The organism is Actinomadura geliboluensis (genome assembly GCF_043197915.1).
In the GTDB taxonomy this organism is placed as follows: Bacteria; Actinomycetota; Actinomycetes; order Streptosporangiales; family Streptosporangiaceae; genus Spirillospora; species Spirillospora geliboluensis.
The window spans coordinates 71,525-85,189 of record NZ_JBICUA010000018.1 but is presented as its reverse complement, the minus strand read 5'-3'; the positions used below and the strand labels follow the sequence as shown (position 1 = coordinate 85,189).

Annotated in this window: 13 protein-coding genes; 7 read left to right on the top strand and 6 right to left on the bottom strand. The window is 70.9% G+C overall.

Going from position 1 to position 13,665, the window contains the following annotated elements:
- Positions 1–24: 24 nt before the first annotated feature.
- Together ACGFI1_RS40765 and ACGFI1_RS40760 are read right to left on the bottom strand one after the other, a co-directional pair.
- A complete protein-coding gene (locus ACGFI1_RS40765) occupies positions 25–792 on the bottom strand; it encodes a deoxyribonuclease IV (RefSeq protein WP_138636273.1) in 768 nt (255 codons plus the stop codon).
- Between the two features lie 40 nt (positions 793–832).
- On the bottom strand, positions 833–1,138 hold the full coding sequence (locus tag ACGFI1_RS40760; protein WP_386874884.1) for a hypothetical protein: 306 nt from the start codon (positions 1,136–1,138) through the stop codon (positions 833–835).
- 219 nt (positions 1,139–1,357) lie between these two features.
- Here ACGFI1_RS40760 and ACGFI1_RS40755 point away from each other — a divergent pair, with 219 nt between their 5' ends.
- The 6 genes from ACGFI1_RS40755 (at position 1,358) to ACGFI1_RS40730 (ending at position 4,711) form a co-directional block, all read left to right on the top strand.
- Entirely contained in the window at positions 1,358–1,525 is a 168-nt protein-coding gene (locus ACGFI1_RS40755) for a hypothetical protein (RefSeq protein ID WP_301173818.1), read from the top strand.
- Between the two features lie 399 nt (positions 1,526–1,924).
- Positions 1,925–2,215 carry a 30S ribosomal protein S6 gene (gene rpsF, locus ACGFI1_RS40750; protein ID WP_138636747.1) on the top strand — a complete coding sequence of 97 codons (291 nt, stop codon included), beginning with the start codon at positions 1,925–1,927 and terminating at the stop codon, positions 2,213–2,215.
- 37 nt (positions 2,216–2,252) lie between these two features.
- A complete protein-coding gene (locus tag ACGFI1_RS40745; protein ID WP_392793011.1) occupies positions 2,253–2,825 on the top strand; it encodes a single-stranded DNA-binding protein in 573 nt (190 codons plus the stop codon).
- A gap of 84 nt (positions 2,826–2,909) precedes the next feature.
- Positions 2,910–3,146 (top strand): 30S ribosomal protein S18, encoded by a 237-nt coding sequence (gene rpsR / locus ACGFI1_RS40740; protein ID WP_026403973.1) that lies wholly within the window; start codon positions 2,910–2,912, stop codon positions 3,144–3,146.
- A gap of 16 nt (positions 3,147–3,162) precedes the next feature.
- Positions 3,163–3,609 carry a 50S ribosomal protein L9 gene (rplI, locus tag ACGFI1_RS40735; RefSeq protein ID WP_138636749.1) on the top strand — a complete coding sequence of 149 codons (447 nt, stop codon included), beginning with the start codon at positions 3,163–3,165 and terminating at the stop codon, positions 3,607–3,609.
- Positions 3,610–3,904: 295 nt separating this feature from the next.
- A complete protein-coding gene (locus ACGFI1_RS40730; protein ID WP_392793009.1) occupies positions 3,905–4,711 on the top strand; it encodes a peptidoglycan recognition protein family protein in 807 nt (268 codons plus the stop codon).
- 139 nt (positions 4,712–4,850) lie between these two features.
- On the opposite strand, the gene ACGFI1_RS40725 is transcribed toward ACGFI1_RS40730, so the two are convergent.
- Together ACGFI1_RS40725 and ACGFI1_RS40720 are read right to left on the bottom strand one after the other, a co-directional pair.
- Positions 4,851–5,039: a hypothetical protein gene (locus ACGFI1_RS40725; protein WP_131944373.1), complete on the bottom strand. Its 189-nt coding sequence runs from the start codon at positions 5,037–5,039 to the stop codon at positions 4,851–4,853.
- 63 nt (positions 5,040–5,102) lie between these two features.
- Entirely contained in the window at positions 5,103–6,428 is a 1,326-nt protein-coding gene (locus ACGFI1_RS40720) for an MATE family efflux transporter (RefSeq protein ID WP_392793008.1), read from the bottom strand.
- Between the two features lie 338 nt (positions 6,429–6,766).
- On the opposite strand from ACGFI1_RS40720, the gene ACGFI1_RS40715 reads away from it, so the two are divergent.
- Positions 6,767–10,762 (top strand): replicative DNA helicase, encoded by a 3,996-nt coding sequence (locus tag ACGFI1_RS40715; RefSeq protein ID WP_392793007.1) that lies wholly within the window; start codon positions 6,767–6,769, stop codon positions 10,760–10,762.
- 59 nt (positions 10,763–10,821) lie between these two features.
- Here ACGFI1_RS40715 and ACGFI1_RS40710 read toward each other — a convergent pair whose 3' ends face one another.
- Both ACGFI1_RS40710 and ACGFI1_RS40705 read right to left on the bottom strand, forming a co-directional pair.
- Positions 10,822–11,403 (bottom strand): PadR family transcriptional regulator, encoded by a 582-nt coding sequence (locus ACGFI1_RS40710; RefSeq protein WP_392793005.1) that lies wholly within the window; start codon positions 11,401–11,403, stop codon positions 10,822–10,824.
- A 52-nt stretch (positions 11,404–11,455) separates the two neighbouring features.
- On the bottom strand, positions 11,456–13,654 hold the full coding sequence (locus ACGFI1_RS40705; protein ID WP_392793003.1) for an MMPL family transporter: 2,199 nt from the start codon (positions 13,652–13,654) through the stop codon (positions 11,456–11,458).
- Positions 13,655–13,665 lie beyond the last annotated feature (11 nt).

The window sequence follows — 13,665 nt, the reverse complement described above, 5'->3', positions numbered from 1 at the left end:
CGCGGGTTCCAGCGACTCCACCCCTCAGAGCTTCGAACGCAGCCAGGCGATGTCGTCGGCCTGCCCCGCCGCGGGCGTCTCCACGACCACCGGGGCGCCCGCGGCCCTGACCACGGTGAGGATCAGCTCGGGGTCGATGCTGCCGCTGCCGAGGTTGGTGTGCCTGTCGGCGCCCGACCCGAACGCGTCCCGGCTGTCGTTGCAGTGCACCAGGTCGACGCGGCCGGTGATGGCCTTGATCCGGTCGACGGCGTCCACCAGCTCCTCGCCGGCCGCGTGCGCGTGGCAGGTGTCGAGGCAGAAGCCGAGCTTGCCGTCCAGCCCCGGAACCCCGGACAGCACCTCCCACAGCCGGGCGATGCGGTCGAACTTGCGCGCCATGGCGTTCCCGCCGCCCGCGGTGTTCTCGATGTAGACCGGAATCGGACACTCGACCCGCTCGAACACCTTCCGCCAGTTCTCGAAGCCCGTCTCGGGGTCGTCGTCCTTCAGCACGTGCCCGCCGTGCACGATCAGCGCCTTCGCCCCGATGGACGCCGCCGCCTCCAGCTGCTGCGTGAGGTTCTTGCGGCTTGGGATGCGGATCCGGTTGTTGGACGTCGCGACGTTGATCGTGTACGGAGCGTGCACGTACACGTCCACGCCGGAACCCGCCAGCGCCTCGACGCCCTCCGGCAGGACGGGCTTCTTCCAGCCCTGCGGGTCGCCCAGGAAGAACTGGACGACGTCCGCCCCGACCGCGCGGGCGTTGTCGAGCGGGTGCTGCTGGTCGACGTGGGCTCCGATGCGCATGCCGACGAGCCTATCCGCGCCCTCCGACACCCGGGACGGGTCAGAGCGAGAAGCCCCCGTTGCTCAGCGCGAAGCCGGTGCCGACGAACGCGGTGATCATGCCGATCACGTTCAGCCACCGCTCGTTGGTCGTCGCCGAGATCAGCTGCGAGTACAGCGAGAGCGGCAGCCCGATCACGCCCAGCACGGCACCGGGGAAGTGCGTCTCGGGGAACCAGCCCAGGAACAGGGCCGCGACCCCGATGGTGATGGCCGCGACCGCCAGGACGCCCTGCAGCCGGCGGGCCTCCTGCTTGGTGCCGGCACGGGCCGGCGTCCGCCGGGCGTCGGTTGCCTCCTGTGGCATCGGATCCTCCTCAGGTGGTGCTCCCGCGCTTGGGGCGCATGGTGAACGCGGGACCGGACGGACCATGCCCATAAAGGAATTCCCAGCCCGAGCAAAGATCAACCGGTGTGGGCGGTCGGAAAATGTCGGCGGCACCCGGTACTGTCGAACATGGATTCGAGAACACCGGCTCGGTCCGGCCCCCGAGGGGAAGCGGGGGAGAGCAGGAGGTTGCACACCGTGACGAAAGCGGAGTTGGGGCTCATCGGCGACGCGGAGCTCGTCGAGGAGCTGTCCCTGCTGACGACCCAGACCGCCCGCATGCGCGCCCGCATGGCCGACATCATGGCCGAACTGGAACGCCGCCGCTGCACTAGACCCACCCACCCGGCCCACCAACGCCACTGAAGGCGGCACGAGCTGGTCCCCTGCGTTCCGCTGGCTCTCCACTACGGGAACCCGCGCCCAGTCGGCTTGTGGGGGGCGACCCCCACACCCCCGACAAGGGCGGTACGAGCCGGTCCCCTGCGTTCCGCTGGCGCTCCACTCCGGGAACCGGCGCCCAGTCGGCTTGTGGGGGGCGACCCCCACACCCCCGACAAGGGCGGTACGAGCCGGCTCCCTGCGTTCCGCTGGCGCTCCACTCCGGGAACCGGCTCGTACGCTGCCGACTGTTGGTAGCCTGTATCGGTCTCGCGGCAGGTGCGCCCGGCAATCCGGGGTCCAGTGCCGCCGCGGCGGACGCAAGAGCCCTCCTGTCACGGAGAGACCGTGACCGCACCAGTCCAGAGGAGGTAGGGACACAGCATGCGTCGTTACGAACTCATGACCATCCTCGACCCCGCCATCGACGAGCGCACCGCGAACGCGGCGCTCGAGCCGTTCCTGAAGGTCGTCCGGGACGGCGGCGGCAGCGTCGAGAACGTCGACGTCTGGGGCCGCAAGCGCCTGGCGTACGAGATCCAGAAGAAGTCCGAAGGCATCTACGCGGTGATCGACCTTTCGGCCGAGCCTGCCACGGTCAAGGAGCTCGACCGGCAGCTCAACCTGAGCGAGTCGATCCTCCGCACCAAGGTCATCCGCCCCGAGGTCCACTGAGCCAGGCTCAGCCCTCTCATCAGCCGGAGCGAGCCCCATGGCAGGCGACACCGTAATCACGATCGTCGGGAACCTCGTCGAGGACCCGAATCTCCGCTTCACCCCGAGCGGCCAGGCCGTCGCGTCCTTCCGCATCGCCTCGACCCCGCGGTTCTTCGACCGCCAGTCGGGCGACTGGAAGGACGGCGAAGCCCTGTTCCTGACCTGCAACGTCTGGCGGCAGGCCGCCGAGAACGTCGCCGAGACCCTGCAGCGCGGCATGCGGGTCATCGTCCAGGGACGCCTCAAGCAGCGGTCGTACGAGACCCGCGAGGGTGAGAAGCGCACCGTCTTCGAGATCGAGGTCGACGAGGTCGGCCCGTCGCTGCGCAACGCCACCGCCAAGGTCAACAAGACCCAGCGGCAGGGCGGTGGCGGCGGCTTCGGCGGCGGTGGCGGCCAGGGCGGCGGCGGATTCGGCGGCGGCGGCCAGGACGGCGGCTTCGGAGGCGGCGGCGGCCAGCAGGGCGGCGGCGGCGGCTTCGGAGGCGGCCAGCAGGGCGGCGCCCCGGCGGACCCGTGGGCCACCGGCGGCGGTGGCGGCGGCTACTCCGACGACCCGCCGTTCTAGGACCCGACGCTCCGGCGCGACCACGACACCATCCAGTACACGTCCATTCCCGCGTGAGCGGGGCTCTCCCAAAGGAGCACCACGATGGCGAAGCCACCTCCCCGCAAGCCGAAGAAGAAGGTTTGCGTTTTCTGCCAGGAGAAGATCTCCTACGTCGACTACAAGGACACGGTCCTGCTGCGGAAGTTCATCTCCGACCGCGGCAAGATCCGTGCTCGGCGGGTGACCGGCAACTGCACCCAGCACCAGCGGGACGTCGCCACGGCGATCAAGAACGCCCGCGAGATGGCGCTGCTGCCGTACACCAGCACCGCGCGCTGAGGCAGGGGGAAAGATCATGAAGCTCATCCTGACCCAGCAGGTCTCCGGGCTCGGCGAGCCCGGTGACGTCATCGAGGTCCGCGACGGCTACGGCCGCAACTACCTCGTCCCGCGCGGGTTCGCGATCAAGTGGACCCGGGGCGCGGAGAAGGAGATCGACTCCATCAAGAAGGCGCGTTCGGCTCGCGAGATCGCGACCGTCGAGCACGCCAAGGAGGTCGCCGACCAGCTCGGCGGCCTGCGCGTCACGCTGCGCACCCGGACCGGCAGCAACGGCCGCCTGTTCGGCGCGGTGACCGCCGCCGACATCGCCGCCGCGGTCCGCGCCGCCGACGGCCCCGACCTGGACCGCCGCCGCATCGAGATCGGCAACCCGATCAAGACCGTCGGCACCCACCGGGTCAGCGTGCGGCTGCACAGCGACGTCAGCGCCACGATCGACGTCAACGTCGTCGAGGGCTGACGCACCACCGCACCACCGAACGGCCCCCGAGCTCACAGGCTCGGGGGCCGTTTCGCGTCCACCCTCCGCTCGCCTCTGCGGCAGCTCCTCGCCTCCCGCCTCCCGCTGTCTCCGTGAGCGGGGGGCGGCTTTGGATCCCGCAATCTCTTGCACAAGAGCAGGGCGAACGCGGTCCAAAGGGAGGGATCGTGCGCTGGGTTTCATGTGAAACGTCCCTGAACCGCCCTGTGTTTGGGTGATCGTCAGAGCGGCCATGACGTTCCGTGATCAGTTGATCCGGAATGAGGGGGACGGTGTGATCGCGCATTCGGGGGACGGCGCGGACGACCGGGACCGGCGAGGCCTGCCGGTGACGCGGCGGGCGATCATCGGCGGCCTGGCGGGGGCCGGCCTGCTGGAGATGCTCTCCATGGCGTCGCCACTCCGGAACGGGGCCATGGCGGACGAGGGGATCATGGCCCCCGGCCACTTCAGGGCGGAGGCCCCGCACATCTACACGCGCGCGCAGTGGAACGCGAGATCGCCGAGGCGGGAGGCCAAGGTCCTGAAGCGGGCGCCGGACCACATCATCGTGCACCACACCGCCACGGCCAACACCAGCGACCTGTCGCTGTCCCACGCGTTCAACCTGTCGCGGTACATCCAGAACTTCCACATGGACAAGAACGGCTGGGACGACGCCGGCCAGCAGCTCACCATCAGCCGCGGCGGCATCGTGATGGAGGGCCGCAACCGCAGCCTGAAGGCGATCCGCGACGGCGAACTCGCGGTGGGGGCGCAGGTCCTGCACCACAACCAGCACACGATCGGCATCGAGAACGAGGGGACGTACACGTCGCGGGCGGTTCCCGGCAAGCTGTGGGGTTCGCTGCTGGAGGTGTGCGTGTGGCTGTGCCGGCAGTACAACCTGGACCCGGCCGAGGCGATCGTCGGGCACCGCGACTACAACAAGACGTCATGCCCGGGCGACAGGCTCTACGCGCGGCTGCCCGAACTACGGCGTGCGGTCGCCGAACGCCTGGAGACGTCCAACCCGAGCCAGAGCAACGCCAACGACGGTTCCATCCTGTCGGTGCTGCCGTCCCTCGACGGCCTGACCTGACCCTTCCCGTAGACGAGCGTCCGCCGGCGCGATGCCGACCGGGGTGCGATGGTGGCTCAGGGGATGCGTGCGGGACGGTTGTCGGGCGGCGGTTCTGGCTTGAGCGGCACGAGGTGGGCTTGTCAGGGGCGGACGGTGGTCATGTGTCGGGGGTCGTGTAGCGGGTGCGGCGGCGGGCTATCTCGGGGTCGATGCCCTCGATCAAGGACCAGATGCCCGCGACGCGTTCCACCAGGGTCTCCGGAGGCAGCCCGGCCAGGCCCTCGGCCGCCAGGTCGTCGATCGCCTGCGTCAGCCGGGCCATCCGCTCGCCGTGTGTGGAACACATGTTCGAATCGTAGCGGGTGGGGTCGATGGTACGGGTGCGATTCCCAGGATTTTGCCTGGGCGGTCAGCGGACGGCTCCGGTGACCATCCAGCGGTCGCCGCGTGCGCGCAGGCCGAGGGTGACCATCCGGGTCAGCATCCACAGGCCGATCGCGAGCCACAGCCCGATGATGCCCGCGTCCGCCCGGAACAGGACGATCGCGGCGGGGAGGAAGACGATCGTCGCGATCAGCGTGGTCGCGGCGAGGTAGGCGCCGTCGCCGGCGCCGATCAGGATGCCGTCCAGGACGAACACCACGCCCGCCACCGGCTGCAGCACCGCGACCAGGAGCAGCGAGGCGAGCAGGAGGTCGCGGACGTCGCCGTCCCCGGTGAACAGGCCGGGCAGCCACGGGCGCACGGCGAGGATGAGCAGGCCGAACACGATGCCGCAGCCGACGCCCCACCAGACCATCCGGCGCGTGATCGCCCGGGTGCCCCGGACGTCGGACGCGCCCAGGTAGCGTCCGGTGATGGCCTGCCCGGCGATCGCGATGGCGTCGAGTGCGAACGCCAGCAGCGTCCACACCTGGAAGCCGACCTGGTAGGCGGCGATCTCCTCGTCCCCCATCCGGGCGGCGATCGACGTGCCCACGATGAGGACGATGCGGAGCGCCGCCGTCCGCACCAGGAGGCCGAAGCCCGCCGTGGCGGACGTCCGCAGCCCGTCCAGGTCGGGGCGGGCGGAGGCCCCATGGCGGCGTGCCGCGCGCAGGACGACGGCCGTGTAGACGACCGCGCTGCCCGTCTGGGCGAGGACGGTGCCCCAGGCCGACCCGGCGATCCCCCAGCCCAGGACGATCACGAACAGCACGTTGAGCAGCAGGTTCGCCGTGAACCCGCCGATGGAGACGGCGAGCGGCGTTCGCGTGTCCTGCAGGCCGCGCAGAACGCCGGTACCAGCGAGGACCAGCAGCATGGACGGGATGCCGAAGAGGCTCACCCGGAGGTAGGTCACGGCGTACGGGGTCACAGAGGGGGACGCACCGAACGCGTCCACGATCCATGGGACGAGCGGCCAGCCGGCGACGATCAGCACCGCGCCGATGGCGACCGCCAGCCACATGCCGTCGATGCCCTGCCTGATCGCGGCCCGCATGTCGCCGGCGCCGACCTGCCGCGCGACCCCGGCGGTGGTGCCGTAGGCGAGGAAGACGCAGAGGTAGACGAGGGTGTTGAGGGCCTGGCCGGCGACTCCGAGCCCGCCGAGCTGGGCGGTGCCGAGATGCCCGACGATCGCCGAGTCCGAGAGCAGGAACAGCGGCTCGGCCACGAGCGCGCCGAAGGCCGGCACGGCGAGGCGCAGGATCTCGCGGTCGTGCGCGGTCGCGAGCCGCCGGGAAGTCGTCACCGCGCCGAGGCTACCACCGGGGTAACTCTCCTAAGAACTTCAAGCCTTACATGGGCGGGGACGGCCGACTTTCTTTCCCGCACAGCCGGTGGACGACATTGCCGCAGGTCAGCCACATGGACCGGGAGTCGTCCACGGGAAATCCACAAAGTTGTCCACAGGTCGTGCACAACCCTAACGGCGTGTCTGCACAGGCAGTCCACAGGGTTGTCCACAGGCTGCTTTGCCCCCGGCCGCGCGGCCTCGCGAGAATGTCCGACGCGTCAGGTAGACGTGAGATGAACGGTCGGCGATGGGCGGACGGGGCCGCCGGCGGCCGAGATGAAGGGGGTGCGACGGTGAGCGTGGCCGACATCGGACCGCAGGAGCACGAGTTCGAACGCACCCCGCCGCACGACATCTCGGCGGAGCAGGGCGTCCTCGGCGGCATGCTGCTCTCCCAGGACGCCATCGCCGAGGTCGTCGAGCTGCTGCGCACCCCCGACTTCTACCGGCCCGCGCACCAGATCATCTACGACGTCATCCTCGACCTCTACGGCCGGGGCGACCCGGCCGACGCCGTCACCGTCGCCGGCGAGCTCACCAAGAACGGCGAGATCGCCCGGATCGGCGGCGCCCCCTACCTGCACACCCTGATCTCCCTGGTACCCACCGCGGCCAACGCCGGGTACTACGCCAAGATCGTCCACGAGCGGGCGATCCTGCGCCGCCTGGTGGAGACCGGCACCCGGATCGTCCAGATGGGCTACGCGGCGGACGGCGCCGACGCCGACGAGGTCCTCGACCGCGCCCAGGCCGAGGTCTTCGCCATCGCCGAGAAGCGCGCCGGCGAGGACTACGTCGCCCTGTCGGAGATCATGCCCGGCGCGCTGGACGAGATCGAGGCCATCGGCAGCCGCGGCGGCCAGATGGTCGGCTGCCCCACCGGCTTCGCCGACCTCGACGCCCTCACCAACGGCCTCCACCCCGGCCAGATGATCGTCGTGGCGGCGAGGCCCGCCATGGGCAAGGCTTTGAGCGTGAATGCCCCACTTCCCACCCCTTCGGGGTGGACAACCATGGGGCAGGTGTCCGTCGGTGACCACCTGATCGGAGCCGACGGCAAACCGACCCGCGTGGTCGCCGCGACGGACGTGATGTACGGCCGTCCCTGCTACGAGGTCGAGTTCTCAGACGGGGAAGTCATCGTCGCCGACGCCCAGCACCAGTGGCGCACGACCACGGTGATGGGCGGCGACGCTCCATCTTCGTCCGATGCCGCGTCGCAGCTCGCGAGCGGGGGCGGGGCCGCCGCCGACACCGGAACGGCCCGCGCCGGCCACGTCCGCGAAGACGTGGTCTCGAGCAGCGCACCGATGGACATCGGAACGATCTTCCCCATGGTCCTCTCCGGGGAGCGCGGTGGCTCGATCGATGCCTTCGGTCCCCTCGCCGCCACCGGAAGTCGCGCCTCCGGCCGCGACCGGTCGAAGGGGAACGCCCGGTGCGGTGGGCCGAGCGAATGCTCCCCGAAGCGGACGGACCGGCGCCGCGGCCGCCTCGACAGGGGCTTCGTGCGGCCATCCGAGATCACCAGTGCGGACACCGAGACGCGCAAGGCGGCCCATCGCCGTCACCACGCCATCGCCGTCCCGCCGCAGGTCGTGCGGGCCGGGCGCATCCACTCGCGGATCCGGACGACCGAGCAGGTGTTCGCGTCGCTCCGGCACGCGGGCCGTCCCGCCCACACCGTGGAGGTCGCCGGCGCCTTCGACCTCCCGGAGGCCGAACTGCCCGTCGATCCGTACGTCCTGGGCGTGCTGCTCGGCGCCGGGGAGGCCGGAACCGACGGCATCGCCTGCCTCGACCGCGAGGTCATCGCTCAACTGGAGGCGACCGGCGCGCAGGTCGTCGAGGAGGCCGTCCCCGGCTGCTACCTGCTCCCCGGGACGCGCCGCCGCCTCGGCCCGTCCGACGGCAGGCAGATCCCCGCCCAGTACATGCGGGCGTCCGCGGCGCAGCGGCGGGCGCTGCTCGCCGGGCTGCTCGACGTCCGGGGCCACGTGGCCGCCGATGGACGCGTCGAGCTCGCCTTCTCCTCCGCCGGGCTCGCCGCAGAGGTGCACGAACTCATCCTCAGCCTCGGCCACCGCGCCGAGCTGACGACGACCGGCCCGGCAGATGAGGCCGTTCACGAGATCGGCTTCACGCCCGCCGAGACGGTGTTCAGGCTGCCGCGCAAGGCGGCACGGCAACCGAAGAGCGTCTCCCCCGAGGCCCGGGTGCGCTACATCGTGGACGTCCGGCCCGTGGAGAGCGTGCCCGTCCGGTGCGTGCAGGTCGACAACGACGACCACATGTACCTGGCGGGGCGGCACTGCGTCCCGACGCACAACTCGACGCTCGCGCTCGACTTCGCCCGCGCCGCGTCCATCAAGCACGGCCTGACCTCGGCGTTCTTCAGCCTGGAGATGGGCCGCAACGAGATCACGATGCGGCTGCTGTCCGCCGAGGCGCGGGTGGCGCTGCACGCGATGCGGTCCGGCACCATGCAAGATGAGGACTGGACGCGCCTCGCCCGCCGCATGAGCGAGGTCGCCGAGGCGCCGCTGTTCATCGACGACTCGCCCAACATGTCGATGATGGAGATCCGCGCGAAGTGCCGCCGCCTCAAGCAGCAGCACGACCTGCGGCTCGTCATCATCGACTACCTGCAGCTGATGACGTCCGGCAAGCGGGTGGAGAGCCGCCAGGTCGAGGTCTCGGAGTTCTCCCGCTCGCTGAAGCTCCTCGCCAAGGAACTCGGCGTCCCGGTCATCGCGCTGTCGCAGCTCAACCGAGGTCCCGAGCAGCGAACGGACAAAAAGCCCATGGTGTCCGACCTGCGCGAATCGGGATGCGTCACGGCATCCACCCGGATCATGCGTGCGGACACCAACGAAGAAGTCACCATGGGCGAGCTCGTGGCGAGCGGTGCGAGAGACGTCCCGGTCTGGGCGCTCGACGACCGGCTGAAGTACGTTCCCCGGACCATGACGCATGCCTTCTCCAGCGGACGCAAGGAGGCCTTCCGCGTCAAGTTGGCTTCCGGTAAGGAGATCGAGGCCACCGCCAACCACCCCTTCCTGACCCACCACGGTTGGACACCGCTCGGGGAGTTGGGGCCCGGTTCGCGCATCGCCGCCTCCAGGCATGTGCCGCCACCGCTGCAGCCCACCGCATGGCCTGAGGCGCGCGTGGTCATGCTCGCCCACCTCATCGGTGACGGATCATTCGTCAAGCGCCAGCCGATCCGCTATGCCAGTAAGGACGAGGCGTGCCTTCAGGCCGTCACCGAAGCGGCCCGGCATTTCGGTATCACCGCCGTACGAGACGAGCACGAGGCCGCGCGGGTCACCACGCTCAGGCTGCCGGCGCCGTACCGCCTGACCCACGGCCGACGGAACCCGATCGCCGAGTGGCTCGACCAGTTGGGGCTCTTCGGGCTGCGTTCGCACGAGAAGTTCGTCCCGGCACCGGTCTTCGCCTTGCCGAAGGAGCAGGTGGCGCTTTTCCTGAGGCATCTGTGGGCCACGGACGGTTGCGTGCACTGGGATTCCAAGAATGGCCAATGCCGCGTCTACTATGCGTCCACGAGCAGGCGGCTCGTAGACGACATCTCGGCCCTGCTGCTGCGATTCGGGATCCTCTCACGCGTCAAGACCGTCAAGAAGGGCTCCCATCGCCCCGGATATCAGCTTCACCTCTACGGTGCGGAGAACCAACTCGCGTTCTTTGAAGCCGTCAACGTCCACGGTGCGCGCGGCGTCGTAGCCGCGTCCGCCGCCGAGTGCCTTCGAAAGATCAAAGCGAATACCAACCGTGACACCGTTCCTCGAGAAGTGTGGGCCGATGTCCGAGCTATTCTCGCCGATCGCGATATGACGCACCGGGAATTCTATGCCGCAATCGGCACCCAGTTCTCCGGAAGTGCGCTGTGGAAGCGCGCCCCCAGCCGAGAGCGCCTCAACCGGGTCGCGAAGGTACTGGGCAGCGCCGAGTTGGAACTGCTGTGCACCAATGACGTGTTCTGGGACGAGATAGTGGAGATCGAGAGCATCGGGGAGCAGGAAGTCTACGATGCCACCGTGCTCGGTCTCCACAATTTCGTGGCGAACGGAATCTCTCTGCACAACAGCATCGAGCAGGACGCCGACATGGTGATCCTGCTGCACCGCGAGGACGCCTATGAGAAGGAGTCGCCGCGCGCCGGTGAGGCCGACCTGATCGTCGCCAAGCACCGCAACGGCCCGACCGCCACCGTCACCGTCGCGTTCCAGGGCCACTACAGCCGCTTCGTCGACATGGCCCAGTAGTCCTTCAACCGCGGGGCCAGAGCCGTGGTTCCTGCCGGCCGCGCCGGACGATGCCGGAGCTAGTGGTCGGAGCTGGACGGGCAGGGGGCGGGGGTGCGGCGGGTGAGGACGGCGAGGGCCTGTTCGCACCAGCGGAGGTTCTCGCGTTCGAACGCCAGGCCGCGCATCAGGGTGAGGTAGGGGCCGATGCGCTCGGCGGTGGCGAGGTGCTCCTCCTCGGTGCGGCCGTCCAGCAGGCGGGCGCGGAGGCGTTCGAAGCGGGCGACCTTGGATTCGGCCCAGGTCATGCGTTCGCGGATGGCGTTCATGACGGCGCGGACGTCGCCCGCGTCCACCGCCTGGACCTGGACCATCAGCTCCTCGCGGATCGCGCCGGGGCGCGGCGGGGTGGCGGTGAAGTCGTGGAGCGCGCGGCGGCCGGCGGCGGTGAGGGAGTAGAGGCGCTTGTTGGGGCGGCGCTCCTGCTGGACGACGCGCGCCCGGATCAGGCCCTCGCCCGCCATCCTGTCCAGTTCCCGGTAGAGCTGCTGCGGGGTCGCCATCCAGAAGTTGGCCACCCCGGCGTCGAAGCTCTTCGCCAGGTCGTATCCCGATGCCTCGCCCTCCAGGAGCGTGGCCAGGACCGCGTTGCGCAGCGACATGGGTCCGAGCGTAGCGGCGGCGCGGAGCGCGGGTTCCCCGGTGGTCGCGGGTCTACGGGGCCACTGGCTCCCCGGCCTCCTCGGTCGTGGGTTCGCGGGCCTGGAGGGCGGCGCCCTCGACGTCGAGGCGGGGCAGGAGCCGGTCCAGCCAGGAGGGGAGCCACCAGGCGCCCTTGCCCGCCAGCGCGAGGACGGCCGGGACGAGCGTCATCCGCACCAGGAAGGCGTCCGCCAGGATCCCGGCGGCCAATCCGAGGGCGATCGGCTTCAGGGTGAGGTCGTCGGTGGTGACGAAACCCGCGAAGACGGACAGCATGATCAGCGCGGCGGCGGTGATGACCCTGCCGCTGTGCCGCGCGCCGGTCAGCACGGCGTCGTGCGGCAGGCCGGTGCGGACGTACTCCTCGCGGATCCGCGACACCAGGAACACCTGGTAGTCCATCGCCAGGCCGAACAGCACGGCGATCACGACGATCGGCATGAAGCTGAACACCGGCCCGGTGGTGGCGACGCCGAACAGGCTCGGCAGCACGCCGTCCTGGAAGACGGCGACGACCGCGCCGAACGCGGCGCCCGCCGACAGCAGGAAACCGGCCGCGGCCTTCACCGGTACGACGACCGAGCGGAAGACGAGCAGCAGGAGCAGCAGGGAGAGTCCGACGACGAGCGCGGTGAAGGGCGGCAGCGAGCCCTTGAGCCGGTCGGAGACGTCGATCGCGGCGGGGGTCGAGCCGGTGACCAGGACCTCGGCGTCCGCGGCGGCGCCGAGGCGGGGGGTGCGTGAGCGGATGTCCCGGACGAGCCGCCGCGTCGCCTCGCTGCGGGGGCCTTGCGCGGGGACGAGGGTGACCACGGCGGTGCGGCCGTCGGTGCCGGGTTCGGGAGCGCCGACCGACACCACGCCGGGCAGGTGCAGTCCCGCCGCGACGGTGCCCGCCGCCCGCACCGGGTCCGCGTCGCGGGTGCGCACCAGGACCAGGAGCCGGCCGTTGCTGCCGGGCCCGAAGGCGCCGGAGATCAGGTCGTAGGCCTTCCGCTGGGTCGACGCGGGGTCGGCGGTCCCGTTGTCGGGCATCGCCAGGTCGAGTTTCACCGCCGGGAGCGCCATCGCCGCCAGTGCCAGCAGGACGACCGGGATGGTGACGAGCGGCCGGCGGGTGACGAGGCGGGCCCAGCGCAGGCCGCCGCCGCCCGGTCCCCCGGGCCGCGCGTCCGGCCCCGCGCGCCGGGCGGTGCGCGAGCCCGGTGCGGGACGCAGCCGCTCCCCGGCGAGGCCGAGCAGTGCGGGCAGCAGGGTGATCGCGGCGGCGACCGCCATCAGGACCGTCAGCGCGGCGGCGAGGCCCATGACGGTCAGGAACGGGATGCCGACCACGGCCAGCCCGCCGAGCGCGATGACCACGGTGAGTCCGGCGAAGACGACCGCCGTGCCCGCGGTGGCGGTGGCGCGCGCCGCCGACTCCTCGGCGTCCATGCCCGCGGCGAGCTGGGTGCGGTGCCGGGAGCCGACGAACAGCGCGTAGTCGATGCCGACGGCGAGGCCGATCATCAGCGCCAGGCTCGGGGCGGTGGAGGAGACGGTCGCGATGCTGGACGCCAGCAGTACGCCGAGCAGCCCGATCGCGAGCCCGGTGATCGCGGTCAGCAGGGTCAGCCCGGCGGCGAGGAGCGAGCCGAAGGTGAGGACGAGCACGGCGACGGCGACCGCGACGCCGATCCCCTCGCCGATGCCCGCGTGCATGCCGGCGGTGCTGTAGACGGACCCGCCGACCTCGGCGCGCAGGCCGTCCGCGCGGGCCTTGGCGGCGATGTCCTCCAGGGCGGTGACGCTGGAGTCGTCCAGCGCGTCCCGCTTGATGGGGTACAGCACCTGGGCGAGCGCGGTGCGGCGGTCGGCGGAGACGGCGCCGTTCTGGAACGGGTCGGTCGCCTCGGCCACCTGCGGCGCGGCGGCCGCCTCCCGCACCGCGGCCCCGATCCCGGCGCGGTGGACGGGGTCGTCGACGGTCGCGCCGGGCGGGGCGGCGAAGACCAGCTGCGCGGTGACCCCGGTCGCCGCCGGGAGGGCGCGTTCGAGGACGTCGATGCCCCGCTGCGACTCGGCCCCGGGGATGGTGGCCTCGCTGTCCAGGTGGGAGCCGGCGGCGACGAGGCCGCCGGCGGTGAGGGCCAGCAGGAGGAGCCAGCCGGCCAGGAATCGCGCGCGGTGGCGGAACGCGGTCCGGCCGAGCCGGTGGAGCAGGGTCGCCAACGGAGGGTCCT

What these genes read in the sequence shown, in the direction of transcription:
- ACGFI1_RS40765 (WP_138636273.1), bottom strand. Translation starts at nt 792, where the DNA reads ATGCGCATCGGAGCCCACGTCGACCAGCAGCACCCGCTCGACAACGCC.
- ACGFI1_RS40760 (WP_386874884.1), bottom strand. Translation starts at nt 1,138, where the DNA reads ATGCCACAGGAGGCAACCGACGCCCGGCGGACGCCGGCCCGTGCCGGC.
- rpsF (WP_138636747.1), top strand. Translation starts at nt 1,925, where the DNA reads ATGCGTCGTTACGAACTCATGACCATCCTCGACCCCGCCATCGACGAG.
- ACGFI1_RS40745 (WP_392793011.1), top strand. Translation starts at nt 2,253, where the DNA reads ATGGCAGGCGACACCGTAATCACGATCGTCGGGAACCTCGTCGAGGAC.
- rpsR (WP_026403973.1), top strand. Translation starts at nt 2,910, where the DNA reads ATGGCGAAGCCACCTCCCCGCAAGCCGAAGAAGAAGGTTTGCGTTTTC.
- rplI (WP_138636749.1), top strand. Translation starts at nt 3,163, where the DNA reads ATGAAGCTCATCCTGACCCAGCAGGTCTCCGGGCTCGGCGAGCCCGGT.
- ACGFI1_RS40725 (WP_131944373.1), bottom strand. Translation starts at nt 5,039, where the DNA reads ATGTGTTCCACACACGGCGAGCGGATGGCCCGGCTGACGCAGGCGATC.
- ACGFI1_RS40710 (WP_392793005.1), bottom strand. Translation starts at nt 11,403, where the DNA reads ATGTCGCTGCGCAACGCGGTCCTGGCCACGCTCCTGGAGGGCGAGGCA.